The sequence below is a fragment of the Pseudomonas sp. B21-023 genome (assembly GCF_024749165.1).
Lineage (GTDB): Bacteria > Pseudomonadota > Gammaproteobacteria > Pseudomonadales > Pseudomonadaceae > Aquipseudomonas.
Genome location: NZ_CP087190.1, coordinates 2,990,320 through 3,015,636 on the forward strand (window position 1 = coordinate 2,990,320; position 25,317 = coordinate 3,015,636).

Annotated in this window: 21 protein-coding genes and 1 pseudogene; 15 read left to right on the forward strand and 7 right to left on the reverse strand. The window is 66.6% G+C overall.

Going from position 1 to position 25,317, the window contains the following annotated elements; genetic code table 11:
- Window positions 1–43: 43 nt before the first annotated feature.
- A complete protein-coding gene (mnxG, locus tag LOY42_RS13400) occupies window positions 44–5,890 on the reverse strand; it encodes a manganese-oxidizing multicopper oxidase MnxG (RefSeq protein WP_258597926.1) in 5,847 nt (1,948 codons plus the stop codon).
- A 748-nt stretch (window positions 5,891–6,638) separates the two neighbouring features.
- On the opposite strand from mnxG, the gene LOY42_RS13405 reads away from it, so the two are divergent.
- From LOY42_RS13405 to LOY42_RS13450, 10 genes are all read left to right on the forward strand, one after another.
- Window positions 6,639–7,700: a 3-deoxy-7-phosphoheptulonate synthase gene (locus LOY42_RS13405; RefSeq protein WP_258597927.1), complete on the forward strand. Its 1,062-nt coding sequence runs from the start codon at window positions 6,639–6,641 to the stop codon at window positions 7,698–7,700.
- Between the two features lie 79 nt (window positions 7,701–7,779).
- Complete coding sequence (locus LOY42_RS13410; RefSeq protein ID WP_110604628.1) at window positions 7,780–8,061, forward strand: peptidylprolyl isomerase; 282 nt, start codon at window positions 7,780–7,782, stop codon at window positions 8,059–8,061.
- A gap of 177 nt (window positions 8,062–8,238) precedes the next feature.
- A complete protein-coding gene (locus LOY42_RS13415) occupies window positions 8,239–10,041 on the forward strand; it encodes an extracellular solute-binding protein (RefSeq protein WP_258597928.1) in 1,803 nt (600 codons plus the stop codon).
- Window positions 10,038–11,096: a microcin C ABC transporter permease YejB gene (locus LOY42_RS13420; protein ID WP_198754120.1), complete on the forward strand. Its 1,059-nt coding sequence runs from the start codon at window positions 10,038–10,040 to the stop codon at window positions 11,094–11,096. Before LOY42_RS13415 ends, LOY42_RS13420 begins: the two co-directional genes overlap by 4 nt.
- Window positions 11,096–12,112, forward strand: a complete 1,017-nt coding sequence (locus LOY42_RS13425; protein ID WP_094009978.1) for an ABC transporter permease — start codon at window positions 11,096–11,098, stop codon at window positions 12,110–12,112. The genes LOY42_RS13420 and LOY42_RS13425 overlap by 1 nt, the downstream gene beginning before the upstream one ends.
- 40 nt (window positions 12,113–12,152) lie before the next feature.
- Entirely contained in the window at window positions 12,153–13,538 is a 1,386-nt protein-coding gene (locus tag LOY42_RS13430) for a sigma-54-dependent Fis family transcriptional regulator (protein WP_258597930.1), read from the forward strand.
- Window positions 13,539–13,802: 264 nt separating this feature from the next.
- Entirely contained in the window at window positions 13,803–15,194 is a 1,392-nt protein-coding gene (locus LOY42_RS13435) for a GntP family permease (RefSeq protein ID WP_102684277.1), read from the forward strand.
- A gap of 11 nt (window positions 15,195–15,205) precedes the next feature.
- Window positions 15,206–15,976, forward strand: coding sequence for a 3-hydroxybutyrate dehydrogenase (gene hbdH, locus LOY42_RS13440; RefSeq protein ID WP_258597931.1), 771 nt, complete (start codon window positions 15,206–15,208; stop codon window positions 15,974–15,976).
- Between the two features lie 89 nt (window positions 15,977–16,065).
- Window positions 16,066–18,015 carry an acetoacetate--CoA ligase gene (locus LOY42_RS13445; protein ID WP_258597933.1) on the forward strand — a complete coding sequence of 650 codons (1,950 nt, stop codon included), beginning with the start codon at window positions 16,066–16,068 and terminating at the stop codon, window positions 18,013–18,015.
- 52 nt (window positions 18,016–18,067) lie between these two features.
- Complete coding sequence (locus tag LOY42_RS13450; RefSeq protein WP_013972552.1) at window positions 18,068–18,343, forward strand: peptidylprolyl isomerase; 276 nt, start codon at window positions 18,068–18,070, stop codon at window positions 18,341–18,343.
- On the opposite strand, the gene LOY42_RS26635 is transcribed toward LOY42_RS13450, so the two are convergent.
- The 3 genes and pseudogenes from LOY42_RS26635 to LOY42_RS13465 form a co-directional block, all read right to left on the reverse strand.
- Window positions 18,331–18,789, reverse strand: a complete 459-nt coding sequence (locus LOY42_RS26635) for a CZB domain-containing protein (protein WP_408981083.1) — start codon at window positions 18,787–18,789, stop codon at window positions 18,331–18,333. The two genes, LOY42_RS13450 and LOY42_RS26635, sit on opposite strands and share 13 nt — an antisense overlap.
- 36 nt (window positions 18,790–18,825) lie before the next feature.
- Window positions 18,826–19,065 (reverse strand): annotated as a pseudogene (locus tag LOY42_RS26640) (methyl-accepting chemotaxis protein); the annotation flags it as partial.
- Window positions 19,066–19,588: 523 nt separating this feature from the next.
- Window positions 19,589–20,212 (reverse strand): LysE family translocator, encoded by a 624-nt coding sequence (locus LOY42_RS13465; RefSeq protein ID WP_198755070.1) that lies wholly within the window; start codon window positions 20,210–20,212, stop codon window positions 19,589–19,591.
- Window positions 20,213–20,347: 135 nt separating this feature from the next.
- Here LOY42_RS13465 and LOY42_RS13470 point away from each other — a divergent pair, with 135 nt between their 5' ends.
- Both LOY42_RS13470 and LOY42_RS13475 read left to right on the forward strand, forming a co-directional pair.
- Entirely contained in the window at window positions 20,348–21,166 is an 819-nt protein-coding gene (locus LOY42_RS13470; RefSeq protein WP_258597935.1) for an AraC family transcriptional regulator, read from the forward strand.
- A 93-nt stretch (window positions 21,167–21,259) separates the two neighbouring features.
- Complete coding sequence (locus LOY42_RS13475; RefSeq protein WP_198755068.1) at window positions 21,260–21,880, forward strand: LysE family translocator; 621 nt, start codon at window positions 21,260–21,262, stop codon at window positions 21,878–21,880.
- Here the strand turns inward: LOY42_RS13475 and LOY42_RS13480 are convergent.
- Window positions 21,858–22,553 carry a metallophosphoesterase gene (locus LOY42_RS13480; protein WP_258597937.1) on the reverse strand — a complete coding sequence of 232 codons (696 nt, stop codon included), beginning with the start codon at window positions 22,551–22,553 and terminating at the stop codon, window positions 21,858–21,860. The genes LOY42_RS13475 and LOY42_RS13480 overlap by 23 nt on opposite strands.
- A 74-nt stretch (window positions 22,554–22,627) precedes the next feature.
- Here LOY42_RS13480 and LOY42_RS13485 point away from each other — a divergent pair, with 74 nt between their 5' ends.
- Window positions 22,628–23,137, forward strand: a complete 510-nt coding sequence (locus LOY42_RS13485) for a DUF3016 domain-containing protein (RefSeq protein ID WP_198755066.1) — start codon at window positions 22,628–22,630, stop codon at window positions 23,135–23,137.
- 3 nt (window positions 23,138–23,140) lie between these two features.
- Here the strand turns inward: LOY42_RS13485 and LOY42_RS13490 are convergent, their stop codons facing one another.
- The gene (locus LOY42_RS13490; RefSeq protein ID WP_232968084.1) at window positions 23,141–23,665 is read right to left on the reverse strand and encodes a DUF2867 domain-containing protein; all 525 of its coding nucleotides are present in this window, start codon (window positions 23,663–23,665) and stop codon (window positions 23,141–23,143) included.
- 82 nt (window positions 23,666–23,747) lie between these two features.
- Here LOY42_RS13490 and LOY42_RS13495 point away from each other — a divergent pair, with 82 nt between their 5' ends.
- Entirely contained in the window at window positions 23,748–24,488 is a 741-nt protein-coding gene (locus tag LOY42_RS13495; protein WP_258597939.1) for a carbon-nitrogen hydrolase family protein, read from the forward strand.
- Window positions 24,485–24,727: a hypothetical protein gene (locus tag LOY42_RS13500; RefSeq protein ID WP_198755064.1), complete on the forward strand. Its 243-nt coding sequence runs from the start codon at window positions 24,485–24,487 to the stop codon at window positions 24,725–24,727. The genes LOY42_RS13495 and LOY42_RS13500 overlap by 4 nt, the downstream gene beginning before the upstream one ends.
- 3 nt (window positions 24,728–24,730) lie before the next feature.
- Here LOY42_RS13500 and LOY42_RS13505 read toward each other — a convergent pair whose 3' ends face one another.
- Window positions 24,731–25,231, reverse strand: a complete 501-nt coding sequence (locus tag LOY42_RS13505) for a methylated-DNA--[protein]-cysteine S-methyltransferase (protein WP_258597941.1) — start codon at window positions 25,229–25,231, stop codon at window positions 24,731–24,733.
- Window positions 25,232–25,317: the final 86 nt, after the last annotated feature.

Below are 25,317 nucleotides of genomic sequence, written 5' to 3' on the forward strand. Positions count from 1 at the left end.
CTGGCGGCCCTCCCCACTTACCGGTCAGGCCGCCAGGCCCCTTTCACTGCGCAGGCGCCACCGCCGGCGGTGGCTCGTTGGTCACCCGCAGGATCCCCCACAGCCCCGAGGCATTGCCGTACGCCGCATAGTCGCGGAACAGGTAGTCCCCCGGCACGGCGTTGGCGCCCCCGGCACTGGGCAGCATGAAGCTGAAGTGCGCCGCCGGCAGCACGCTTTCCTGCGCGCCCACATACATCGCCATCGGGTTGTAGCCGTAGCGCACCGAGCCGATGCCCGGCAGGCCCATGGGGTAGCCCTGCACATCGCTCTTCTCGGCCTGGTAGTTGTGCAGCGGCCACAGGTGCCCGTCGAGCTGGTAGGTGATGCCGCGGCTGCCACCGCTGGGCATCAGTACGTGGCTGCGCGCCGGCTGGCCGGGCTTGGCCCAGAGCACCGGGGTCTGCGGATCACCGCCGACCAAGGCATTGCTGTAGGCCATGTGGGCATTGGGCACATCGGCGAAGCCAAAGCCATCGGCATGGCCGAACGGCGCGTCCGGCGCCAGGCCGAAGCGCAGCCACAGCGGCTCGGTCTTGTAGTTCATCGCCATGTTGCCGTTGTCCTTCGGATCGCCGGGCACGCCGTTGCCCTCGGTGGCGATGCCCTCCACCGGCCGGCCATCGGCCCAGCGCATGTTCAGCGAGCGCTGCCACACGGTGACGAAGTCGCGGTAGTCAGGCTGGCCGCTGACCTTCACCGTGGCCTGGGCGCGGCTGGCGGTGTCCTCGGTCCAGGTCGCGCTTTGCGGCAACACGCTCATGGCGCCCACCAGGCCTTTCTGCGGCTGCTTGATGACATCCGCCGGGGTCAGGTTGAGGCCGCCGAACTCGATGGCCGTGGTGTTGATGTTGTCCACGGTGCGGCCCAGTTGCAGCACCGGCTTGCCTTCACGCTCCAGGTGCCCGGCGTAGTACTGGTACACCCGGTTCGGGTAGGCGCCGCTGTTGCCGGTGCGTGGCGGCACGGTCTGCACCGGGTTGAGGCCGACGTTGACGCCGTCCGACTTGGTGATGTCGTAGGCCAGCAGCTGCGCATGCAAGCCGACATGGCTGGACGGGCGCATCAGGTTGTTGTTGAACGCCGTGGAGCCCTCGCCGCCGGCGCGGTCGCGCTTGACCACGTTCTGCATCACCGCGCTGCTGGGCAGGTCTGGCATCATCAGCGGCAGGCGGTTCTCCAGGGTGATGCTGATGCAGTCACCCGCGTTGGCGCGCAGCACCAGTGGCTCGACCGGCACGCCGGCCTTGAGCTTGCCGGTGCTCGCGTCGAGGTCGGCCTTGCGCACGTAGAGCACTGCGGTCGGGTCATGCAAAGGCGAACTGTGCCCGCCCACAGTGAAGGTCGCGCCGTCCTCCTCGTCGGTGACGGTGGCCATGGGAATATCGACCTTGCGGCTGTTGAACACCAGGGTGCCACCATTGGCCTTGAGCGCGCCACCGACGTGCTGACCGATACCAGCCGGGTCATTGATGCTGACCCCGTGGCGGTTCTCGAGAATGTCGTTGGCCAGGGCCGCGACGATCTCGTAGCTGCGCTTGACCGTCGGCCGCGTGCCGATGCCGTTGGCGTTGGCCGTGGTCTTCGGACAGATGCCGTCGAAATTGACGGTGTTGCGCATGGCCACCGGCTGCGGATTGTTCGGCAGGGCGAACAGGTCGGCGCGTTGCGCGGTGTAGTTGCGCATGATGCCCCAGATGCCGTTCCAGTAGCCTTCCAGCGCCGCATCCAGCGAGTACAGGTAGTCGCCGTTGGTGGCGGCGGAGCTGGAGATCATCGACACCGGTGCCATGAAGCCGAGCTGCTCGGAGATGCCCACCATCTGCGACGACTTCCAGCCCGAGTTGGAGCTGTTGCCGAAGCCTGAGCCGTTCTGCAGCCATTTCACGCCGTGCAGGGTGACGTTGTGTTCCTCTTCATGGCCGCCGGCATGCATGCGCAGGCGCACGTTGTCACCGGAATAGGTGCGCAGCAGCGGTGTGAACGGGTCACCCGGCTCGCTGCCCTTGTTGACGTGCGGCGGGAACAGCGTGGTGCCACCAGTGGGGCCGGTAGCCTGGGTGATCGCCGAGGGCGCCAGGTTCATCGCCGGGATGGCGCGGTCGGTGCGGCTCTGCATGGCGTAGGCCAGGTCGCCGCCGAGGCCATCAGCCTGCATGCCGCGCTTGCCGTCCGGGCCGACCTTGTTCGGGTCGAACACGCGCAGGGCCAGCGGTTCGTTGCGATAGTTGACGACGAACATGCCTGGGTCGTCCACCGAGATCGCCTGCGGGCACGGCCGGGTTGGGCAGCCTGGGCTCAGCCCGCCACGGGATTCGACCACCGACTCGAGCAGCGTCGAGGCCTTTTGCCGCACGGGCGGGTTGATGGCGTAGCGGAAGCTGTCGGCGGTGGCCGGATAGGCCTGGCCATCCGGTACGCCATTGGGCCCGGCGCCCACATACACGCCGGCTTCATAGGCGTGCTGGAAGTCGCTGTATTCGAGGAAGAACTCGCGGTAGCTGTCGTTCTTGCCATCGCCGTCGTGGTCGCCGGTCTGGATCACCGCCTGCCACGAGGTCGGGCCGCCATCCTGGCGAGTCGCCGGGTTGTACAGCTGTTCGCCGGTCTCGCCGTGGTACCAGGTAGAGCCTGCGGGCTCGGCCAGCACGGTCGCATACAGCCCGAGCTGTTGGTGGGTCGATGGGCCGAGGTGATCATGGGTGAAGATGGTGCCCAGGCCACGGTCGACGTTGTGCACGTTCACCAGGGGGTCGGCGAACCAGCGTTGCATCGCAGTGCGCGCGCCGAGCCAGTCGGCCCGGCCGAAGCGTCCGAAGTACGGATGCTGCTTGGCTTTCGGGCAGGCGGCGGTGCCGTCGCGGGTATCGCCTTCGGTGCAGTTGTTGAAGCTGCGAATGGCGTGCACGCGCTCGACCACGCTGCCGGGCGAGAGGATGCCGTCCTCGTAGTTCCAGCCGTTGGCCGAGCCGTCGGCGGCGGTCAGGTCCCATTTGGGCAGGTGGATATGCTGGCCGATCACGTCGGTCGGGGTGCGAACCTGGTAGTCGTCCATCTCGTAGAACGACGGGATCAGGTTGGTGTGCACGTACTGGGTGCAGTCGAAGGTGTTCATGCGCATCACCAAGGGCTCTGGCGGGCGCTGCTTGGTGATCACCGGCCAGGCGTCTTCCCACAGGGCGAGGATGCGCGCCTGCGGGAAGTGGTAGCCGACCTTGTTGTACACCGCGTCGAACTGGATGTTGGCCGCCTTGTACATACGCGGCCGGTCGGCGGTGAAGGTGGACGAACCGCGGAAACTCATGCCGGTGAGGTTTTCGCCGCTGAAGAACTCGCCGACGCCCGAAGATTGGGTCAGACGCTTGCCGCGGTCGTCCATGCACGGCTCATAGTACGGCGCGCCCGCCGTCGGCAAGGCGCCGTTGGTGCGGAAGGTCTTGGCCACCGGCGCGCTGCCGGGGATCAGGGCGAAGCTTGGGTGCTCGGCCTTGGCGTGGAACTGCATGGCCGCCTGTTCGACCTCGGTGCCCTCTTCGGGCAGGTAGATCGGCTTGGCCTTGTGCACCACCTTGGAGAAATCCAGCTTGGTGGTGGTGGTCACGGCGTCGCCACCGGCTGACACACCGTCGAGGGTATGCCGGCCAAGGCCGCCATCCCAGCCGTCGACCTGGTTGGGGTCGAGGTTGGCCCACAGCGCCTTGCCGCTGTCCTTGAGCTGCCGGGCCAGCGTCGGGTCAAGCATGTCCAGTGGCGGGGTTGGCGGACGCTGGCCGACGCTGCTTTCCATACCGCCGATCCAGAACGGATAGCCGGGGTTTTTCAGGCTGCCGTCGGCGTTGCGATTGGTCTCGCTGCGGTCGACCAACGCGAGGGAGCCAACCGCACGCGGCGTGGCGGGGTCGCCGGAGTGATCGCCGCCCTCCTCTTCTCCGTCATCGCCATGTTCGGCGACCAGGGTCTCGGCCAGCTTGGGCACCACCGTGACCTTGCCCGGCATCGGCGCCATGGCCTTGCCGGGTAGCGGCACGATGGCCGGGATCGGCGTGCCGGCGATGATCTCGCCGTCGGGCAGCGCCCGGGCACCCGGGGCCGGCTTGCCATTGCGCAGGGCGAACGGCGTGGTGTGAAAGCCGTTCTCGCCCTCGCCGCTGACCGCCAGGCGGGTGCCTGGCTCGAACACATCATGTACCCGCCACATGGCCCACATGCCCTGGGCAAAGTGCGGATAGAAATGGCAATGATAGATGGCGTCGCCCGCTACCCGGTTGCGGTTGCCGGAGCCGCCGTTGGCGATTTCGTAGGTGTAGCCCACGCCCGGGCCGATGCCCTGGGCGTCGATATAGTCGGAGTTGTCATCGTTGGGGTTGAACAGCCACTGGTGCCCGTGCAGGTGGAAGATGTGCTGCTCGTGGCCATTGTGGGTGTTGCGGAACTTGGTGAAGTCACCGATGTAGCTGTGGTGCACGTTGGCGGGCTCGGCCGGGTACAGGGCCATGGTCGCCTTGACCCCTGTGGCGCTGGCCGGCGGCGTATCGCCCGGACGGATGCTCTCCAGCCCGACGTTGGCCGGGATATCCACGAGGGTGCCGATATCGCCCACAGTGTGGGCACTGAGGAAGAATTCTTCGTAGGCGCACGACAGGCAGTCATGCATCGGCCCCACGCCGAGACGGTTGGCCACCACCTCGGCGCCCATGCCGCCGGAGCCGTAGTTGATCATGAACGAGTCGCGAGTCGGCTCCAGCACGTGGCCCATGACCGGGTCAGCCCAGTAGCCGGGGAAGGCCTGGGTGGCGGCAACCTCATCGGCGAACTGCGAGGCGAAGTCGCGGAAGGCTTCCAGGCGATTGGGCAGCGCCGGGTTGCGCTTGCCGACGCTTTCCAGCGGATAGGTGCTGGCAGGGAAGCTTCCGTCGGGGTTGGGGCCCATGACGATGGCGTCGGTCTCGCTGCTCTGGATCTCGTTGCCCTCGACCATGGCAATGATCGGCTTGCCGGCCTTGCCCTCGGCGATCCACGGCTCGACGTTGGGGTAGCGTGCCTGGTAGTCGATGACCGGCTGACCGGTGGCCGTGCGGCCGGTGGTGGCCAGGCGCATCTCTTCCTCGGTCAGGGTGTTGCGGTAGGTGCGCCCGGCCTTGGGCACCACCACCACCTGGCCGAACAGGCCGTTGGCGACGTTACCGCCGCCGCCCTGCCCGCCGAAGGTCGCGCCCTGGCTCGTAACGGCGAAGGCGCCTTCGCGCTCGGCGTACAGGGTGTAGCTGCGGGTGCCGCCCGGGGCGACCAGGAAGTTGCCGTTGCGCCCGGTGTTGGCGGCGATGTCGCCGATGCTGTTGACCGCCTGCAGGCCATTGACCTGGAAGCCCACATGGCGGTCGGTGACCTGCTCGTCAGCGACGAAGTGCTCGTTGCCCTCGTTCTCGACCTCGGCGCCCTCTTCTTCCTCGCCTTCGACTTCGTTCTCGTCGTGATCGATGCCGTGCTTGTTGGGGTTGGCCTGGTAGGCCAGCAGGTTGCTCAGGTTGACCGTCAGGCAGTCCCCCGCCGCCACCCGCAGCACGATCGGACGCGGGCGCTTGTCCGGGCGCAGGGTGACCTTGCCCGGCACCGCCGCACCGCCCTTGCTCAGGGGCACGCGGTGCTCGTCCACCACGTCCTGGCGCAGGGCGAACATCATGCCGTTGGCGTTCTGCGCGCCGAGGCGGTTGAACATCAGGGGCTGGTCCAGCGCCACCACGTTGGCCACCAGCGTGCGCTGGCACTGCACGGCGGCCTCGCTGGATACCTGCCAGCCCAGCAGGGCCAGCAGGAAGGTGGACAGGACCGGGCCTTTGCGAGGGGTCGACATGGGGCACCTCCGGGGACACAGGGATACTGCGTGGAGGTGAGCAAGTGGCGTGCCATATGATTAACTGATTAATTTCAATTAGTTAAGCCATAAAAAATGGGGCCACTGGGGAAAATCCCCGATGGGTATGCCCCGAATCCGGGGCGGCTACGCAGCCCTCAAGCCAAGCGCCGACCCTGTGGGACCTGGCTTGCCAGCGATGGGGCCAGTAGAGGCACACAATTACTGCAATAGCATTTAGTGATTGAACGCCAACGCGAAGGTGCAGTAAGCTCGGTCCCAATCACTGGAGAGCAACATGTCGAAACAAACCCGCAACCACGCCAACCACACCGGTCGCTCCGCGCACCGCGTGCTGGCCGTTGCCGGTCGTAACGCCGTTGCCAGCTTTTATTTTGGGTATTGGTTTAGCCACTAGGCGCCGATTACCCATCCGGCGCCCACCTTCGAGGGGCCGCCGAACATGAGAATACTCAAACCCCCGGTCGGCTTCCCGACCGGGGGTTTTGCTTTTCCGGGCCCACGAAACCTACCGATTACCTTGAGGACAGCGTCATGAACCACACCACCTACTACCGCACCTATGCATGGCGATTTAGCCAGTTCCGTTCGGGCCAGCCTGCCGCCTCCGTTCGGTCGATTTCCGGTGGCAATGCCGCACAGACACCCCATTTGACGATCAGTCGAACACCTCGATAGGGCCGACCGCGCGGGCCAGAACCCGCCGTCCGCCCAAGGAACAAACGCCATGCAAGCCTCGAACCTCGCCCTGCCCCTGACCCAGCCACACGCTGCCAACACCACTGTCAGCCAGCGCCTGCCCAGCCCGCACCTGCTCAAGCAGCAGATGCCGCTGTCCAGCGAACTCACCCAGCAAGTCCATGCCCAGCGCCAGGCGATCCGCGCCATTCTCGAAGGCCGCGACGAACGCCTGCTGGTGGTGGTCGGCCCCTGTTCGATCCATGACCCGCGCTCTGCCCTCGAGTACGCTGACCGCCTGGCCGCGCTCAGCCGCGAGGTCGACGACAAGCTGCTGCTGGTGATGCGCGCCTACGTGGAAAAACCGCGCACCACCGTGGGCTGGAAAGGCCTGGCCTACGATCCGCACCTCGACGGCAGCGATGACATGCACGCCGGCATCGCCCTGTCCCGCGGCCTGATGCTGGGCATGCTCGAACGCGGCCTGCCGATCGCCACCGAGCTGCTGCAGCCGATGGCCGCCGGCTACTTCGACGACCTGCTGGGCTGGGCCGCCATCGGCGCGCGCACCACCGAGTCGCAGATTCACCGCGAGATGGTCAGTGGCCTGGCGCTGCCGGTCGGCTTCAAGAACGGTACCGACGGCGGTATCGGCATCGCCTGCGACGCCATGCGCAGCGCCGCCCACCCGCACCGTCACTTCGGCATGGACACGCAGGGGCATCCGGCGATCATCGAGACCCTGGGCAACCCCGACACCCACCTGGTGCTGCGCGGCGGGCACAAGGGCCCGAACTACGACGCCCAGAGCGTTGCCCTGGCGCGCCAGGGCCTGGCCAAGGCCGGCCTGGCGCCACGCATCATGGTCGACTGCAGCCACGCCAACAGCGGCAAGGATCCGGCGCGCCAGCCGGCAGTGTTCGAGGACGTGCTGGCCCAGCGCCTGGCCGGTGACCGCTCGCTGGTCGGGGTGATGCTCGAGGGCCACCTGTTCGACGGCTGCCAGGCCCTGGGCAAGGGCGCGCTGAAGTACGGCGTGTCGATCACCGATGGGTGCCTGGGGTGGGACTCGACCGAGGTACTGCTGCGCGATGCCGCCGCACGCCTGTGAGTCTCTGCGGCAAGCCTGGCGAGACAGGGCACGAACAAGTGCGCTAGGCTTGCCTTTTCGAACCCAAGGAGCAGTACCCATGGCCCGAGCCACCGCCCGCCACATCCTGGTTGCCAGCGAAGACAAGTGCAACGAACTCAAAGCGCAGATCGAAGGCGGCGCCGACTTCGCCGAAGTCGCCAAAGCCAACTCCACCTGCCCATCCAGCCGCCAGGGCGGCGATCTGGGCTCGTTCGGCCCGGGCCAGATGGTCAAGGAGTTCGACACCGTGGTCTTCAGCGCGCCGCTGAACGTCGTCCAGGGCCCGGTGAAGACCCAGTTCGGCTACCACCTGCTGGAAGTGACCAGCCGCCAGGACTGATCCGGCATTGCCGTGGTCTTCCCCGTAGGAGAAGGTCTGCAGGAAGCAAGCTGCGTGGGAGCGGGCTTGCCCCGCGATGGTGTCCGCCCAGGCAGCGCTATCGCGGGGCAAGCCCGCTCCCACGATACCCCCTCCCATGTCAGACTTGGCGGTGTGCTGACAGGCTGCTTGTACCTGATGTTGTCCTTGTCAGCCCACGCCGCGCCCACCCACGCACTCACCGTCTACGGTGAAGCCCCCCGCTATCCGGCGAACTTCCACCACTTCGACTACGTCAATCCCGACGCCCCCAAGGGCGGCAGCCTGCGCCGCTCGGCCATCGAGATCGGCCAGTTCGACCATATCCTGCCCTACATCGACAAAGGCATCGGCGTCAGCCAGGTCGATGGCTGGCTGTACGCGCCACTGGCCGTGCGCTCGCTCGACGAGCCCTACACCGTCTACGGCCTGATCGCCCAGCGCCTGGAGCGCGGCCCCGACGACGCCTGGTTGCGCGTCTACCTCGACCCGCGCGCCACCTTTGCCGACGGCAAGCCGGTGCGCGCCGAGGATGTGCGCTTTACCTACGACCTGCTAATGAGCCAGGGCAGCCTCAAGTACCGTACCCAGTTCGCCGAAGTGGCTGGGATCACCGTCGAAGGCCCGCGCCAGGTGCGCTTCGACTTCAAGCAACCCCATGGCCGCACCCTGCCGCTGGAACTGGCCGGCCTGCCGGTGCTGCCCGAGCATGACTGGCGCCAGCGCGACTTCGCCAACGGCGCCGGTTTCGACAAGCCCGTGGGCAGCGGCCCCTATCGCATCGGCAGGATCGACAATGGCCGCAGCATCACCTTCGAGCGCGATGCGAACTGGTGGGCGCGGGACCTGCCGGTCGCCCGCGGGCTATACAACTTCGCCCGCATTGGCGTCGAATTCTTCGGCGACACCGAAGTGGCCCGCCAGGTACTCAAGGGCGGTGGCTACGACTACAACCGCGAGTACTCCGCCACCGCCTACACCCTCGGCTACAACGGCGCGGCACTGGATGACGGGCGCCTGCGCCGCGCCCACCTGGGCCCAGCCAAGCCGCAGATCGCCCAGGGCTTCGTGTTCAACCTGGACCAGCCGCAGTTCAAGGACCGCCGCGTGCGCCAGGCCCTGGCCATGCTCTGGGATTTCGAGTGGAGCAACCGGCAGATGATGCGCAACATGTACATCCGTCAGCAGAGCCTGTACGCCAACACGCCGCTGGCCGCCCGCGCCCTGCCCGACACCGGGGAGCTCAAGCTGCTCGAGCCGCTGCGCGGCCAGGTGCCGGATGAAGTGTTCAGTCAGGTGTTCAGTGCACCGGTCACCGACGGCTCCGGCATCATCCGCCAGCAGCAGCTACAGGCCCTGGCCTTGCTGCAGGACGCCGGCTGGCATCCCCAGGGCGATCGCCTGGTCAACGCCCAGGGCCAGCCGCTGAGCTTCACCTTCCTCAATGGCCAGTCAGGCATGGAGCGCCTGCTGCTACCGTGGAAGCGCAACCTGGCGCAGATCGGTGTCGAGCTGAACATCCGCAACGTCGACGCCGCCCAGTACGTCAACCGCGTGATGGCCCGCGACTACGACATGATCGTCACCGGCTACCCGGTGACTCTGTCGCCGGGCAGCGAGCAGTACAACTACTTCGGTTCCGCAGCGGCCAACGACCCCGGTTCGAACAACCTGATGGTGCTCAAGGACCCGGCGGTGGACCGCCTGCTCGACGGCCTGGTGCGCGCCAACAGCCAGGCCGACATGCTGCGCCACGCCCGCGCCCTGGACCGGGTGTTGCAATGGAACTACTACTGGATCCCCAACTACTATCCGCCTGGCAGCTCGACGGTGTGGTGGAACCGCTTCGGCCTGCCCAAGGTGCAGGCGGCCTATGACGAAGGCCTGGACACCTGGTGGGAAGTCAGCCCACGGGCACTGACCACACAGCAGATGGCCGAGCGCCTGGGGAACGCGCCATGACCTCCTACATCCTGCGCCGCCTGCTGCTGATCATTCCCACCCTGCTGGCGATCCTGCTGGTGAACTTCGCCATCGTCCAGGCCGCGCCCGGCGGGCCGGTGGAACAGGCCGTGGCGCGCCTGCAGGGTATCGGCGGCGGCGCGCCTGGTGCACGAGTCGAGGCGGTGCAGGGCGAATCCCGCGCCACCCGTGGCCTGGACCCCAAGCTGATCGAGGAAATCAAGCGCCAGTACGGCTTCGACAAGTCCGCCCCGGAACGGCTATGGCTGATGCTTGGCCAATATGCGCGGCTGGACTTCGGCCAGAGCTTCTTCCGCGGCGCCAAGGTCACCGAGCTGATCGTGGAGAAACTGCCGGTGACCCTGTCGCTGGGCTTCTGGGCCACGTTGATTACCTACCTGGTGTCTATCCCCCTGGGCATCCGCAAGGCGGTGCGCCATGGCAGCCGCTTCGATGCCTGGAGCAGCGCGCTGATCGTGATCGGCTACGCCCTGCCCTCGTTCCTGTTCGCCCTGCTGCTGATCGTGCTGTTCGCCGGCGGCACCTCGCTCAACTGGTTCCCGGTGCGCGGCTTGGTCTCCGACGATTTCGACCAGCTCAGCTTGCTGGGCAAGGTCGCCGACTACTTCTGGCACCTGGTGCTGCCGGTGGGCGCCCTGGTCATCGGCGGTTTCGCCACCCTGACCCTGCTGACCAAGAACGCCTTCCTCGACGAGATCGCCCGCCAGTACGTGGTCACCGCCCGGGCCAAGGGCCTGAGCGAACGGCGCGTGTTATACGGCCATGTGCTGCGCAACGCCATGTTGCTGGTGGTAGCCGGCCTGCCCCAGGCGCTGATCACGGTGTTCTTCGCCGGCTCCCTGCTGATCGAGGTGATCTTCTCCCTCGATGGCCTGGGGCGCATGAGCTACGAGGCGGCGGTGTCGCGGGACTACCCGGTGGTGTTCGGCACCCTGTTCATCTTTACCCTGGCCGGGCTGCTGATCCGCCTGCTGGGCGACCTGTGCTACACGGTGCTCGACCCGCGCATCGACTTCGACGCGAGGGGCCACTGATGTTCTCGCCCATCGCCCGGCGCCGGCTGCGACGCTTTCGTGACAACCGCCGCGGCTGGATTTCGCTGTGGCTGTTCGCCGGGCTGTTGCTGCTGAGCCTGGGCGCGGAGCTGGTGGCCAATGACAAGCCCTTGCTGCTCGGCTACCAGGGCGAGCTGTACACCCCGGCGCTCAAGCGTTACACCGAGCAGCAGTTCGGCGGGCAACTGCCGTTCCAACCCGACTACCGCAGCCAGTACGTGCGCCAGCTGATCGAGGGCCAGGGCGGCTGGATGCTCTTTGCGCCGATCCCGTTCAGCGCCGACACCCCCAACTACGACCTGCAGGTGCCCACCCCCAGCCCGCCCAGCACAAGCAACTGGCTGGGCACCGACGACCAGGGCCGCGATGTACTGGCGCGGGTGCTGTACGGCACGCGGGTCTCGCTGTTGTTCGCCTTCGCCCTGACCTTGCTCAGCGTGCTGATCGGCGTCACGGCCGGCGCCTTGCAGGGTTACCACGGCGGCTGGGTCGACCTGCTCGGCCAGCGCCTGCTGGAGGTATGGTCAGGGCTGCCGGTACTGTACCTGCTGATCATCCTGTCGGGGTTCGTCGAGCCGGATTTCTGGTGGTTGCTGGGGATCATGGCGCTGTTCTCCTGGCTGACCCTGGTGGATGTGGTGCGCGCCGAGTTCCTTCGTGGGCGTAACCTGGAATACGTCAAGGCCGCCCGGGCACTGGGGCTTTCCGACACCCAGGTGATGCTGCGGCATATCCTGCCCAACGCCCTCAACGCGACCCTGACCTACGTGCCGTTCATGCTTACCGGGGCGATCACCACCCTGACCGCGCTGGACTTCCTCGGCTTCGGCATGCCCGCCGGCAGCGCCTCGCTGGGCGAGCTGGTGACCCAGGGCAAGCAGCACCTCGAGGCGCCATGGTTGGGCTTCACCGCGTTCTTTGCCCTGGCGCTGATCCTGTCGTTGCTGGTATTCATCGGCGATGCGCTGCGCGAGGCATTTGATCCTCGCAGGTGATCGCCTGTAGCACCCTCACATCCAACCGCTGGACCAATGCATGCACGACAACCTCAAGGACTACCCCCAAGTCCGCCAACTGGCCATCCGCTCGCTGTTCGAGATCATCGAGCAGTCCAGCGAAGGCACGGTGATCGTCGACCGCCAGGCGCGCATCGTCTGGATGAACGAGCGCTATGCCCGCCGTTTCGGTCTGGCGGATGCCGCCAGCGCCATCGGCAAACCGTGTGAAGCGGTGATCCCTGGCAGCCTCATGCGTGAGGTAGTGAGCGACGGCACGCCAATCCTGCTGGATATGCTCGACACACCGAACGAACCCCTGGTGGTGATGCGCCTGCCAATCCACGACGATCAGGGCGCGCTGATCGGCGCCATCGGCTTCGCCCTGTTCGACGAGCTGCGCAGCCTGTCGCCGCTGCTCAAGCGCTTCGCCAGCATGCAGCAGGAACTGGCCTCGACCCGCTCGCAACTGCGCGCGCGCCAGGCCCGCTACAGCTTTGCCCAGTTCGTCGGCAGCAGCCCCGCCTGCCTCGAGGCCAAGCGCCGCGCCCGGCGTGGGGCCGGCAGCGACTCGCCGGTACTGTTGCTGGGGGAGACCGGCACCGGCAAGGAACTGCTGGCCCACGCCATTCATGCCGCCTCGGCCCGCGCGCACAAAGCCTTCGTCAGCATCAACAGCGCGGCGATCCCCGAGGCACTGCTCGAGGCCGAGTTCTTCGGCACCGCCCCAGGCGCCTTCACCGGCGCCGACCGCAAGGGCCGCAACGGCAAGCTGCAACTGGCCGAGGGCGGCACGCTGTTTCTCGACGAGATCGGCGACATGCCGCTGACCCTGCAAAGCAAACTGCTGCGCGTATTGCAGGAGAAGGAATACGAGCCGGTGGGCAGCAACCAGATGCTGCGCAGCGACGTGCGGATCATCGCCGCCACCTCCATCGACCTGCAGGCGGCCATGGCCCGGGGTGCGTTCCGCGCCGACCTCTACTACCGGCTGAACGTGCTGCCGGTGCAGGTGCCACCGCTGCGCGAACGCCTGGAGGACCTGCCGGCGCTGTGCGAGGCGATCCTCGTCGAACTGGGCAGCCAGTACGAGCTGGAGGCCGAGGCCCAGGCGTTGTTGGGGCGCCATGCCTGGCCGGGGAACATCCGTGAGCTACGCAACGTGCTGGAGCGGGCGACCCTGCTGGCGGACCAGCCACGACTGGGCGTGCATGACCTGGCGAACGCGCTGGGGCCGTTGAGCCCGGTGGCATTGGCCGCACCAGCGCTGGATTACCGCCAGGCGTGCGCCCAGTTCGAGCGCGGATTGATTGTCGATGCCTTGGCCCGCAGCGCCGGAAATGTGCCGGAGGCGGCGCAGGCATTGGGCCTGGGACGGTCGACGCTGTACAAGAAGATGGCGGCGCTGGAAATCGAGTCTCAATAATGAGACGTTAATCTCTTTTCTGAGATGACCACCAGGGCTTCGCCCTCGATCGCCGGCAAGCGGGTCCCACAGGGGCGTACCGCGATCAACTGTGGGAGCCGGCTTGCCGGCGATGGGCCGCGGCGCGCCCCCACTTTCTCAAATCAGAGACACTGAGCTTCAGAGAAATAAGAAAAACCCATAAATTCAATGACTTAAGAACTTGGCACGATTTCCGCTAACTGCATTCCAACCATAAAAACAACAGTTGGAGATCCCCTTAGGATGACCGTGCTCATCGCCCTGGCCGCCCTGGCCCTGCTGATGCTCGCTGCCTACCGCGGCTACAGCGTGATCCTCTTCGCCCCCATCGCAGCCCTTGGCGCGGTGCTGCTCACCGACCCCGCCGCCGTGGCCCCGGCCTTCACCGGGGTGTTCATGGAGAAAATGGTCGGCTTCATCAAGCTCTACTTCCCGGTGTTCCTGCTCGGCGCGGTGTTCGGCAAGCTGATCGAGCTGTCGGGCTTCTCGCGCTCGATCGTCGCCGCCGCCATCCGCCTGCTCGGCACCCGCCAAGCGATGCTGGTGATCGTGCTGGTCTGCGCCCTGCTCACCTACGGCGGCGTGTCGCTGTTCGTGGTGGTGTTCGCGGTGTACCCGTTCGCCGCCGAGATGTTCCGCCAGAGCGACATCCCCAAGCGGCTGATCCCGGCGACCATCGCCCTGGGCGCGTTCTCCTTCACCATGGACGCCCTGCCCGGCACCCCGCAGATCCAGAACATCATCCCCAGCACTTTCTTCAACACCACCGCGTGGGCCGCGCCCTGGCTGGGCCTGATCGGCACATTGTTCGTGTTCTGCACCGGCATGCTCTACCTGCAACGCCAGCGCAACAAGGCCCAGCGCAAGGGCGAAGGCTATGGCAGCAACCTGCGCAACGAACCGGAGACCGCCGACGACATCGCCCTGCCCAATCCCTGGCTCGCCCTGGCGCCGCTGCTTCTGGTAGGCGTGATGAACCTGCTGTTCACCCACTGGATCCCGCAGTGGTACGGCACCAGCCACACCCTGCAACTGCCGGGCATGGCCGCGCCGGTGCAGAGCGACGTGGCCAAGCTGACGGCAATCTGGGCAGTGCAGGCGGCGTTGCTGGTGGGCATCCTGATGGTGCTGGCCTGCGCCTTCGGCACTATTCGCCAACGCCTGGCCGAAGGCACCAAAAGCGCGGTGAGCGGCGCCCTGCTGGCGGCGATGAACACGGCCTCTGAATACGGCTTCGGCGCCGTGATCGCCTCGCTGCCTGGCTTCCTGGTACTGGCCGACGCCCTGCGCGGCATCCCCAACCCGCTGGTCAACGAAGCCATCACCGTCACCCTGCTGGCCGGCATCACCGGCTCCGCCTCCGGCGGCATGAGCATCGCCCTGGCAGCCATGAGCGACAGTTTCATCGCCGCCGCCAACGCCGCCAACATCCCGCTGGAGGTGCTGCACCGGGTCGCCGCCATGGCCAGCGGCGGCATGGACACCCTGCCGCACAATGGCGCGGTGATCACCTTGCTGGCGGTCACCGGGCTGACCCACCGCGAAGCCTACAAGGACATTTTCGGTATTACCCTGATCAAGACCCTGGCCGTGTTCGTGGTCATCGCCACGTTCTACGCCACCGGCATCGTATGAAGGAGAACTCCATGACGCTCAAAGGCAAGACCGCACTGGTCACCGGTTCCACCAGCGGCATCGGCTTGGGAATAGCCCAGGTGCTGGCCGAGGCCGGCGCCGACATCCTGCTCAACGGTTTCGGCGACCCGGCCGCGGCCATCGCCGAGATCAGGCGGTTCGGGGTCAAGGTCGCCCATCATCCCGCCGACCTGTCCGACGTCGCACAGATCGAGCAGATGTTCGCCCTGGCCGAACGCGAGTTCGGCGCGGTCGACATCCTCGTCAACAATGCCGGCATCCAGCATGTGGCGCCGGTCGAGCAGTTTCCGGTGGAGGCCTGGGACAAGATCATCGCGCTGAACCTCTCGGCGGTATTCCATGGCAGCCGCCTGGTGTTGCCGGGCATGCGCGCGCGCGGCTGGGGGCGGATCATCAATATCGCCTCGGTGCACGGCCTGGTGGGCTCCACCGGCAAGGCCGCCTACGTCGCCGCCAAGCATGGCGTGGTCGGCCTGACCAAGGTGATCGGCCTGGAAACCGCCACCAGCAACGTCACCTGCAACGCCATTTGCCCGGGGTGGGTACTGACGCCGCTGGTGCAGAAGCAGATCGATGACCGCGCCGCCAGCGGTGGCGATGCACAGCAGGCGCAACACGACCTGCTGGCCGAGAAGCAGCCCTCCCTGGCCTTCGTCACCCCCCGCCACCTCGGCGAACTGGTACTGTTCCTGTGTAGCGAGGCCGGTAGCCAGGTCCGTGGCGCCGCCTGGAACGTCGATGGCGGCTGGCTCGCCCAGTAAAGACTAGAGTGGAACAAGACAAACCCGCTCCTGTACAGGAGCGGGCTCGCACCGCGACAAGACGCTCATCCCTGACCGAGACTCCCGGCATGAACGACGTACTCTGGCGCCCCACCACCACCCAGATCGAAGCCAGCCGGATGGATGCCTTCCGTCGTCGCGTCAACCGGCGCTTCAACCTTCAGCTCGACGACTACGCCGCCCTGCACCGCTGGAGCGTCGAGCAGCGCCCGCAGTTCTGGCAGACCCTCGCCGAGTACTTCCATGTGCAGTGGCACACACCGCCTTCGAGCATCCTCGAGGAAGGCGAACACATGGCCGACGCGTGCTGGTTCCGCGGCGCCACCCTGAATTTCGCCGAACACCTGCTGCAGCGCCACGACGACCGCCCGGCCGTGGTGGCCGTGCGCGAGGACGGCGGCCGCCACAGCCTCACCCACAATCAACTGGCCGCGCAGGTCGCCGGCTTGCAGCAGGCTTTTCGCCAGGCCGGGATCGCGCCGGGTGATCGGGTCGCCGCAGTCATGCCCAACACCTGGGAAACCCTGGTTGCCATGCTCGCCGCCACTAGCCTCGGCGCAGTCTGGTCCAGTTGCTCACCGGAGTTCGGCAGCCATGGCATTATCGATCGCTTCGGCCAGATCGCGCCCCGGCTGCTGCTGGCCTGCGCCGGTTATCAATATGCCGGGAAGGTCATCGACCAGGTCGAGAAGATCAACCAGGTCGTGGCCCAGCTACCGAGCGTCGAGCAGTTGCTGGTGGTGCCGCATACCCGGCCGCAGACCCGCGCCGATGAGTTCACCGGCAAGCCGACGACCCTGTGGGCCGACTACTTCACGCCCGGCGGTACGCCGACCTTCGCCGCGCTGCCCTTCGACCATCCGCTCTATATCCTGTATTCCAGCGGCACCACCGGCGTGCCCAAGTGCATCGTCCACCGCGCTGGCGGCGTGCTGTTGCAGCACCTCAAGGAGCACGGCCTGCACAACGACCTCCAGGCCGACGATGTGCTGTTCTACTACACCACCTGTGGCTGGATGATGTGGAACTGGCTGGCCAGCGGGCTGGCGGTCGGCGCCACCCTGGTGCTGTATGACGGTTCGCCTTTTCACCCAGGGCCCGAGCGCCTGCTCGACCTGATCGACGCCGAAGGCATCCGCGCCTTCGGCACCAGCCCCAAATACCTCGCCGCCCTGGAGCAGGCCGCTGTGGAACCTGCGAAATCCCATGGCCTGGGCAGCCTGCGCCTGATCCTTTCCACCGGCTCGCCGCTGTCGCCCCACAGCTACGACTATGTCTACGCCAAGGTAAAGGCCGACGTATGCCTGGCCTCGATGTCCGGTGGCACCGATATCGTCGCCTGCTTCGTGGCCGGCAACCCGCTACTGCCGGTGCGCCGTGGCGAGATCGCTGGCAAGGCCCTGGGCATGGCGGTGGAAGTCTGGGACGGACAGCGCCAGCCGATCAGCGGCGCGAAAGGCGAGTTGGTCTGCGTGCATCCCTTCCCCTCCATGCCGCTCGGTTTCTGGGGCGACGCTGACGGTCAACGCTACCACGACGCTTACTTCAGCCAGTTCGAAGGTGTCTGGTGCCAGGGCGACTACGCCGAGCAGGTGCCTGGCGGCGGGCTGATCATTCATGGCCGCTCCGACGCCGTGCTCAATCCCGGCGGCGTGCGTATCGGCACCGCCGAGATCTACCGCCAGGTGGAAAAGGTCGGGGAGGTACTGGAAAGCGTGGCCATCGGCCAGGACTGGCACGGCGATGTGCGCGTGGTGCTGTTCGTGCGCCTGCGCGACGGTCTGCAGCTCGACGAAGCGCTCAGCCTGCGTATCCGCCAGGTGATTCGCCAGTACACCACGCCGCGCCATGTGCCGGCGGTGATCGTCCAGGTCAGCGACATCCCGCGCACCCTCAGCGGCAAGCTGGTGGAGTTGGCGATCCGCGACGTGGTGCATGGCCGGCCGGTGAAGAACACCGACGCCCTGGCCAACCCCGAGGCGCTGGAGCAGTTCCGCGACCGCCCGGAGTTACGCTGAGGGCGACATCAGGCATAATGTCGCCCTTTTGCCCCGAAGCACAGGTAACCCCATGAAAGCCCAAGCCCGCCACATCCTGGTCAAGACCGCTGACGAAGCCGAAAAGCTCAAGCAGCGCATCGCCAACGGCGAGGCTTTCGACGTGCTGGCGAAGAAATTTTCCACCTGCCCGTCCGGCAAGCGCGGCGGCGACCTGGGTGAAATCCGTCCGGGCCAGATGGTCGGCGCCATCGACCAGGTGATCTTCAAGAAGCCCCTGCGCGTGGTCCACGGACCGATCAAGAGCAAGTTCGGCTATCACCTTGTGCAGACTTTCTATCGCGACTGAGCCTCGCTCTCGCGCCGTCTCTGCAACAACGAAGGCGATTGCTCGCCACTGGCGACCACGCGCTCCAAACCCTCCTGCACGGCAAGGCTGGCACTCTCCATCTCGGCCACCGCCTTGAGCATCGCTGCGGTATCGCCGCTGGCATGGGCATCGATGGCGTCGAATGCACAACGGTGCACGGCGGCATGGGGCGCGTCGATATCCTTGTACCCTGCAAGATGCGCATAGTGCAGGGCCCCGTCCCCCTCGCGATACCACTTGCCCAGGCGGCAGTGGGTATGGTCGGTAAAGTCCGAGCCGCGCTCCTGCGAGACCCCGAACAATACCTTGTAGACGCGGAACTTGTAGATCAGGTGATCGAGCTTGGCCAGCTCGCAGAAGCTGCGCAGCGCCGACACCGATGCCGATCCTTCGGCCACCGTCGACATGTCGAGCAACTGGCGCATGGTACTGGCCGCGGACTGGCCGACACCGCTGTATGACGACGAATGCTCGGCCAGGCTGGCGATATGCCCACGACTTTGCGCACTGTCGGCACGAATCGCCGAGACCAGCGTGCCGATCTCGGCAGTGGCGTCTGCGGTGCGCCTGGCCAGGGTCCTGACCTCATCGGCCACCACGGCAAAGCCGCGCCCGGCATCTCCCGCCCGCGCCGCCTCGATGGCCGCGTTCAACGCGAGCAAATTGGTCTGGTCCGCTACCTCGCGGATGATCTCCAGCACACCGCCGACCTGCTGGGCCTGATGATCGAGCCTGCCGACCTTCTCCGACGCCTCGCCGGAGGCATCGGCCAGTTGCTCGAGATTGGTCGCGATCGCGTCGATACTGGCCTGGTTGCTGCTGGCGATACCCTGGATGCGGATGGCGTACTGCCGTTCCTGCTCCATGCTGTGGGCGAGGCTGGCGAACGAGGTCTGGGTCATTTCCAGGGAATGCGAGAACGCCGAGAGGTTGCCGGCCAGGTGCCCGAGCACCTGGTTCTCTCGCGCCAGTTCCTCAGCCCTCGATTCCGCCTCGCGGGCGCGCTGCTCCAACGCCGCCAACTGTGAACGGGAATGCTCCAGGGCGACGTTCAGCTCCTTGATCTGCGGGTCTTGCCGACCTGCCTTGCTCCACCACTTCACACCACGCTCCCGGGGTAGACCCACCGCTTGTCACCCGGCGAAAAAGCTCCGGGCAGAAACATGGAAAGGTCTCAGCAAGCGCAAAGCGCGGCAATACTCAGCTGCGAGGGAAAACAGCGGATCAGCGACGGGCCGCCAGCAGGCCAAGCCCCGCGCACCCCAGCAGCGAGGCGCTGACCCGGTTGAACATGCGCCGTGGCCCGGGCCGTTCGAACCAGCGCTGCAAATACGCGCCTAGCCCCGCATAGATGGCGATGGCCGCCCACTCCAGCAACAGGAACAGCACGCCCAGGCGCAGGAATTGTTCGCTGACCGGGGTAACGCTGCCCACGGTGACGAACTGCGGCAGGAACGCGGTGAAGATGAGTATTGCCTTCGGATTGCCCGCCGCCACCCAGAACTCCTGGCGCGCCAGCTTCCAGGTGCCGCGAGGCTGCTCGCCGGCCACCGCCGCCTCGCCGACCGGTGCCCGCCACAGCTGCCAGGCGATATAGAACAGGTAACCCGCGCCCAGCACCTTGATCGCCAGGAACAGGTACTCGCTGGTGTGCAGCACCACGGCCAGGCCCATCGCGGCCAGGGCGATCATGCCGCTGAAGGCGAGCAGGCGCCCGGCACCGGCCACACAGGCGGTGCGCAGGCCATAGCGGCTGGCATTGTGCAGGGACAGCAGGTTGTTGGGGCCCGGCGCCATGTTCAGGGCGAAACAGGCGGGGATGAACAGCAGCAGGCTCGACAGGTCCATTCTTGTTCTCCGGCAGGGACCGGCGCAGCGTCGCGCCTGGCGGGCAGGCCCGTCAAGCACAGTGGCGCGGCAAATGGCCGGAACAGCTGCCAGGCGCTAGACTGGCGCCCTCCGTACGTCTCAAGGCACCTCGCCATGACCCGCCCGAGCAGCGAAATCTGGTACGAACCGGCCATGCCGTACGTCGAGAGCCGGCGCGCCTGCCATAGCCGCGCCTGCTACAAGGCCCATAGCCACCCCAGCTTTTCCATCGGCGCAGTGGATGCCGGCAGCAGCCGCTTCACCGGCGCTGCCAGCGGTGAGGAGCGCTTGACGCCGGGTACCCTGGTGTTCGTGCCGGCGCAGCGGGTGCATGCCTGCAACCCGCAACCGGGACAGGCCTGGAGCTACCAGATGCTGCACCTGGATGCCGAGTGGCTGCGTAAGCTACGCCTCGAATCCGGCGTTGCCGCAGGCGAGCCCAGTGCCGTGGCCCGGGTCACTCGCTCGCAAGCGCTGTACCGGCAGTTCTGCGCGCTGAACAGGTTGCTGTTTTCACCGGCGGCAACCTTCGAGAAAGAGGCGGCGTTGGTGGCCTTCATCGGCGAACATGATTTCTCCATGCACCCAGCCTTGCTGCCGGCGCCACCTTTGCCGCCGTCGACACTGCGCGAACTGTTGGAGCACGCCCAGGAGCAGGACCTGGCCGAACTGAGCCTGGAGCGCCTGGCGCGCCAGGCCGGCATGGGGCGCTACCAGTTAATACGGGCGTTCAGCGTCGCTACCGGCATGACCCCTCACGCCTGCCTGCTCAACGCGCGGGTGAACAAGGCCCGGAGTCTGTTGCGCCAGGGGCAGGCGCTGGCGGAGGTGGCCTATAACCTGGGCTTTGCCGATCAGAGCCACTTCCAGCGGGTGTTCAAGGCGCATGTCGGGGTGACACCCGGGGCCTACCGGGCGGCACTGAAGCACTGACATCACCGCACAGCGGCCCCCTGCAATAATCTTCAATACTCCACCCATCACCAGCAACAGACTGCGGCTACCTCCACCAGGAAGCCCGCCCCCATGCAACTGTTCATGCTCGTCGCCACCGCCCACTTCCTCGCCCTGCTCTCCCCCGGCCCGGACTTTTTCCTGGTCGCCCGCACCTCGGCCAGCGCCGGCTGGCGGCTCGCCAGTGGCGCCTGTGCCGGGATCGCCCTGGCCAACGGCGTGTTCATCAGTGCGGCGTTTACCGGGGTATCCTTTTTGCGCGATGGCAGCCCCCTGTTCGTCACCCTCCAGCTGGCGGGCTGTGGCTACCTGCTCTACCTCGGCCAACTGTTCCTGCGCCATGCCGGGCAAGCCACCCTGACGCACGGCGAACCTGGCGCGGCATCGTCTGCGCGTGGCTGGCTGAACAGTTTGGGCATGGGCTTCGCCTCGGGCATCCTCAACCCGAAGAACGCACTGTTCTATGCAAGCCTGGCGAGCATGATCGCCAGCAGCGGCACCTGGGCCAAGCTGGGCTATGGCATCTGGATGTTCGGCATCGTCCTGGCCTGGGATCTGGGGATTGCCGTGGCCATAGGCAACCCGCGGGTGCTGCGCCGCTTCGCTCGCGCCCTGCCCTGGCTCGAGCGTGCCTCGGGCTTGATGTTGATCCTGCTGGCCGGCGCTGTTCTCACGCACCTGGCCTGGCACTGAGCGGCTCAAGGCCGTCCAGTTCTAGCAGGCTGAAGTGACCGCGGCTCCAGCCGCCGGTGTCCAGGTGCCAGACGTTGCCCAGCACCTTGATCTCCAGCACCGGTGTATGGCCGACCAGCAAGGCGCGCAGGCCCTTGACCGGGCGGCTGTCGCCCTCCTTGAGGCGCCGGCGCGACCACTGGCACAGCTCGCGCACCTGCAGGTCATCCCCGGCCAGCAGGCTCGCACACAGCTGGGGCCAGTCGTCGAATGGGCTGTCGGCATGCAGCAAGCCGACCGGTCCGCCCGCCGTGTCGACCTGCAAGGCGATCGGCAGGTGTTCGAACACCTCGACGAAACGCACCTGCTCGGCCTTTGGCAAATCGAGGAACCATCCGCCGCCGGCCGCCCGGTACATGTCCAGGTCGACCCGGCCACCGCGCAGGTGATTGACCGCCAGCGACTCGTGATTGCCCTGCACCGCATGGAACCAGGGCTCGGCCAGCCATTGCAGCGCCTGTGCGCTGCCCGGCCCGCGGTCGACCAGGTCACCGACGCTGAACAGCCGATCGACCACCGGATCGAAACCAACGGCCTCCAGACAGTCTCGCAGGCGCTCGAAATGCCCATGGATATCGCCCACGGCCAGGTCACGGCCACGGCTGTTGGCGGCGATCCGCTTGAACGCACTCATTGCATCATTCCTCTGCTTCTGCCCGGCACCGGCGTAAAATAGGCGGGTAAACCGCCCGAATCCGGAGGTGCATCATGCGAACCACCCTGGCCAGTTGCCTGCTGATGGTGCTGGCACTAGACAGCATGGCACAGGGCACCTCGACCGCGCAGGTCGAGGTGCGTTTCGACCACCCCGAGAAATTCCGCGATGCCAGCCTCGACAACCGGGCCTACACTCGCGGCGCCGACCCGCAGGTGATGAAAGCCCTCACCCAGCACCTGCAGAAACTCGGCCAGCGCTACCTGCAGCCTGGCCAGCAACTGGTCATCGACATCCGCGACATCGACCTGGCCGGCCAGTTCGAGCCCTGGCACAACCAGGCTTACGATGTGCGCTTCATGCGCGAAGTCACCTGGCCCAGCATTGACCTCGACTACATCCTGCAACAGCCCGGCCAGCCCGCGCTAAAGGCCCAGGAGCACCTGAGCGACAAGATGTACCTCAGCCGCCCCGGCCGGCTGGGCAACAACGACCGGCTGTATGCGGAGAAGGCCATGCTTGGCGACTGGTTCCGGCAGCGCTTCGCCCAGCCGCCCTCTTGAGTGTCACCCCGCCAGGCGGCGCAGGGCGATAGGCGCGATCAGCCGATGGAACGGCGCCACCGGCAGCATGTACAGGCGGCCCAGCCGATTGTGCGTGCGCACCACGGTGCTCACCAGCACCTCGCAACGGCCCGCGGCCGTCGGGCGTCGCATCAGGGCGATGTGCACGTCCAGGTGCTGGTCGCGGTCAACCAGCAGCACCTCATCCTCGGTATTGGCCACCAGGGTGAAAATCCCCACCCGCTCTCCGGGCTGGTAGCTGCCCGGGGCGCGGGCCGGGTCGATGGCGGTCAGGCGCCCCAGGTCCTTGAGGCCGAGCAGCGCGACCAGGCGGTTGCGCAGCACCATCAATGTGTCGATCCAGCCGGGCATGCTCGTCATCAGGCGCAGGAAGTGCGCCATGGCCGGCCGCCCGTCGTCCGCAATTTCAATTGCCCGACAATGGCGAAAACCCGCCTGCGCGGCATGCGTGGCGATCAGCGAGTCGGCGGGTATGGCGGCGGCGTGGGTCATTGCGTTTTCGTCCATGAAATCGACACATCGGTACTGGGAGGGAACGGCCGTCGATTGTATCCTCGACAGCCGACGACATGCCAAGGACGGATGCTTCATGAAGATCTGCGCAGTACAGCTGGCTTTGAGCAAAGGCGATCTGGCCGCCAACATCGCGCTCCATCTGCGCGCCATCGAACAGGCCGCGGCCCTGTGCGCCGAACTGCTGGTGTTCCCCGAACTGTCCTTGACCGGCTACGAACCAACGCTGGCCCGGCAACTGGCCATGCCCGCCGACTCGCCGCAACTGGCACCGCTGCAAGCCGCATGCGACCGCTTCGACGTGACGGCGGCGGTCGGCCTGCCCATGCCGACCATGGCCGGCGTACGCATCGGCATGCTGGTACTGCGCCCGAAGCTGGCGCCGCTAGTGTATGCCAAGCAGCGCCTGCATGACGACGAACTGGACTATTTCGTGCCCGGCAGCACCTCGCTGGTGTTCGCCGCCGGCAGCCACCAGGTGGCGCCGGCCATCTGCTATGAATCGATGTTCCTCGAGCACGCCGCGCACGCCCAGGCCCAGGGCGCCGACCTTTACCTGGTCAGCGTGGTCAAGACCGAGGAAGGTATCCGCGCAGGGGCGGCGCACTACCCGCAGGTTGCCCGGCAGCTGCGCATGCCGGTGATCATGAGCAACTGCGTCGGCCCCGCCGACAAGTACGTGGGGGCCGGGCAGTCGGCGGCCTGGGATGCCGAAGGCAACCTGCTGGCCTGCCTCGGTGATGCAGCACCAGGCCTTCTACTGCTCGATACGGCGACAGGCACTGCCCAGGCATGGCCGCTGGAGCTGTGCGCATGAAGTATGCGCTAGTGATCCTGGCCAGCTATGCCAGTGTCTGGTACGTGGTGGGCACCCTGATTCGCGGGCGCCTGGCCGATATCGCCGAAGGCCTGCGCCATCGCCCGGACGCCCCGCCTGCGGGGCAGTACCTGCGCGAAGTCCAAGCCCACGCCCGCCGCGCCCACCGCCACTACAGCCTGTTTGCCGGCACAATGCTGGCCCTGGTGTTGACGGTGTTTTGTGCCTGGCTCAGCTGACGCCTAGAAATCCAGCGCCAGGCTCTGGCGCCCCTCCAGTGCCAGCAGATACTGCTTGGCCGGCAAGCCACCGGCGAAACCGGTGAGGCTGCCCGAGGCCCCGATCACCCGGTGGCAGGGCGCGATGATCGAGATCGGGTTGCGGCCGTTGGCCGCGCCCACCGCCCGAACCGCATCGGGCTTGCCGATCTGCCGGGCGATCTGGCCGTAGCTGCGGGTCTCACCAAAGGGAATGGTCAACAGCGCCGCCCACACCTCACGCTGGAACGCGGTCCCGGCAAAGTCCAGGTCCAGCTCGAAGCGCAGGCGTTGCCCGGCGAAGTAATCGCCCAGCTGGCGGGCGGTCTCGCGCAGCACGCCGTGCTGGTCGTCGCGGTGCAGCTCGCCCAGGCGCACCCGGTTCTCCCGTTCCTGCTCCCACAGCACGGCGGCCAGCCGCTCGCCCCGCGCCACCAGGGTGAGGGTGCCGACAGGCGATTGCATGAGGGTGAAGGCACAAGACATGGCAGGCTCCGGCAGGATGACGATCGCTGCACTGTAACCATCGCGGCGCGGCCGCGCATCCGCTTTCTTGCCCGGCCATCGCCACT

Bases quoted from the DNA above. Each gene is read 5' to 3' on its own strand.
- mnxG (WP_258597926.1), bottom strand. From the start codon at position 5,890: ATGTCGACCCCTCGCAAAGGCCCGGTCCTGTCCACCTTCCTGCTGGCC.
- LOY42_RS13405 (WP_258597927.1), top strand. From the start codon at position 6,639: ATGCAAGCCTCGAACCTCGCCCTGCCCCTGACCCAGCCACACGCTGCC.
- LOY42_RS13410 (WP_110604628.1), top strand. From the start codon at position 7,780: ATGGCCCGAGCCACCGCCCGCCACATCCTGGTTGCCAGCGAAGACAAG.
- LOY42_RS13415 (WP_258597928.1), top strand. From the start codon at position 8,239: ATGTTGTCCTTGTCAGCCCACGCCGCGCCCACCCACGCACTCACCGTC.
- LOY42_RS13420 (WP_198754120.1), top strand. From the start codon at position 10,038: ATGACCTCCTACATCCTGCGCCGCCTGCTGCTGATCATTCCCACCCTG.
- LOY42_RS13425 (WP_094009978.1), top strand. From the start codon at position 11,096: ATGTTCTCGCCCATCGCCCGGCGCCGGCTGCGACGCTTTCGTGACAAC.
- LOY42_RS13430 (WP_258597930.1), top strand. From the start codon at position 12,153: ATGCACGACAACCTCAAGGACTACCCCCAAGTCCGCCAACTGGCCATC.
- LOY42_RS13435 (WP_102684277.1), top strand. From the start codon at position 13,803: ATGACCGTGCTCATCGCCCTGGCCGCCCTGGCCCTGCTGATGCTCGCT.
- hbdH (WP_258597931.1), top strand. From the start codon at position 15,206: ATGACGCTCAAAGGCAAGACCGCACTGGTCACCGGTTCCACCAGCGGC.
- LOY42_RS13445 (WP_258597933.1), top strand. From the start codon at position 16,066: ATGAACGACGTACTCTGGCGCCCCACCACCACCCAGATCGAAGCCAGC.
- LOY42_RS13450 (WP_013972552.1), top strand. From the start codon at position 18,068: ATGAAAGCCCAAGCCCGCCACATCCTGGTCAAGACCGCTGACGAAGCC.
- LOY42_RS26635 (WP_408981083.1), bottom strand. From the start codon at position 18,789: ATGCGCCAGTTGCTCGACATGTCGACGGTGGCCGAAGGATCGGCATCG.
- LOY42_RS13465 (WP_198755070.1), bottom strand. From the start codon at position 20,212: ATGGACCTGTCGAGCCTGCTGCTGTTCATCCCCGCCTGTTTCGCCCTG.
- LOY42_RS13470 (WP_258597935.1), top strand. From the start codon at position 20,348: ATGACCCGCCCGAGCAGCGAAATCTGGTACGAACCGGCCATGCCGTAC.
- LOY42_RS13475 (WP_198755068.1), top strand. From the start codon at position 21,260: ATGCAACTGTTCATGCTCGTCGCCACCGCCCACTTCCTCGCCCTGCTC.
- LOY42_RS13480 (WP_258597937.1), bottom strand. From the start codon at position 22,553: ATGAGTGCGTTCAAGCGGATCGCCGCCAACAGCCGTGGCCGTGACCTG.
- LOY42_RS13485 (WP_198755066.1), top strand. From the start codon at position 22,628: ATGCGAACCACCCTGGCCAGTTGCCTGCTGATGGTGCTGGCACTAGAC.
- LOY42_RS13490 (WP_232968084.1), bottom strand. From the start codon at position 23,665: ATGGACGAAAACGCAATGACCCACGCCGCCGCCATACCCGCCGACTCG.
- LOY42_RS13495 (WP_258597939.1), top strand. From the start codon at position 23,748: ATGAAGATCTGCGCAGTACAGCTGGCTTTGAGCAAAGGCGATCTGGCC.
- LOY42_RS13500 (WP_198755064.1), top strand. From the start codon at position 24,485: ATGAAGTATGCGCTAGTGATCCTGGCCAGCTATGCCAGTGTCTGGTAC.
- LOY42_RS13505 (WP_258597941.1), bottom strand. From the start codon at position 25,231: ATGTCTTGTGCCTTCACCCTCATGCAATCGCCTGTCGGCACCCTCACC.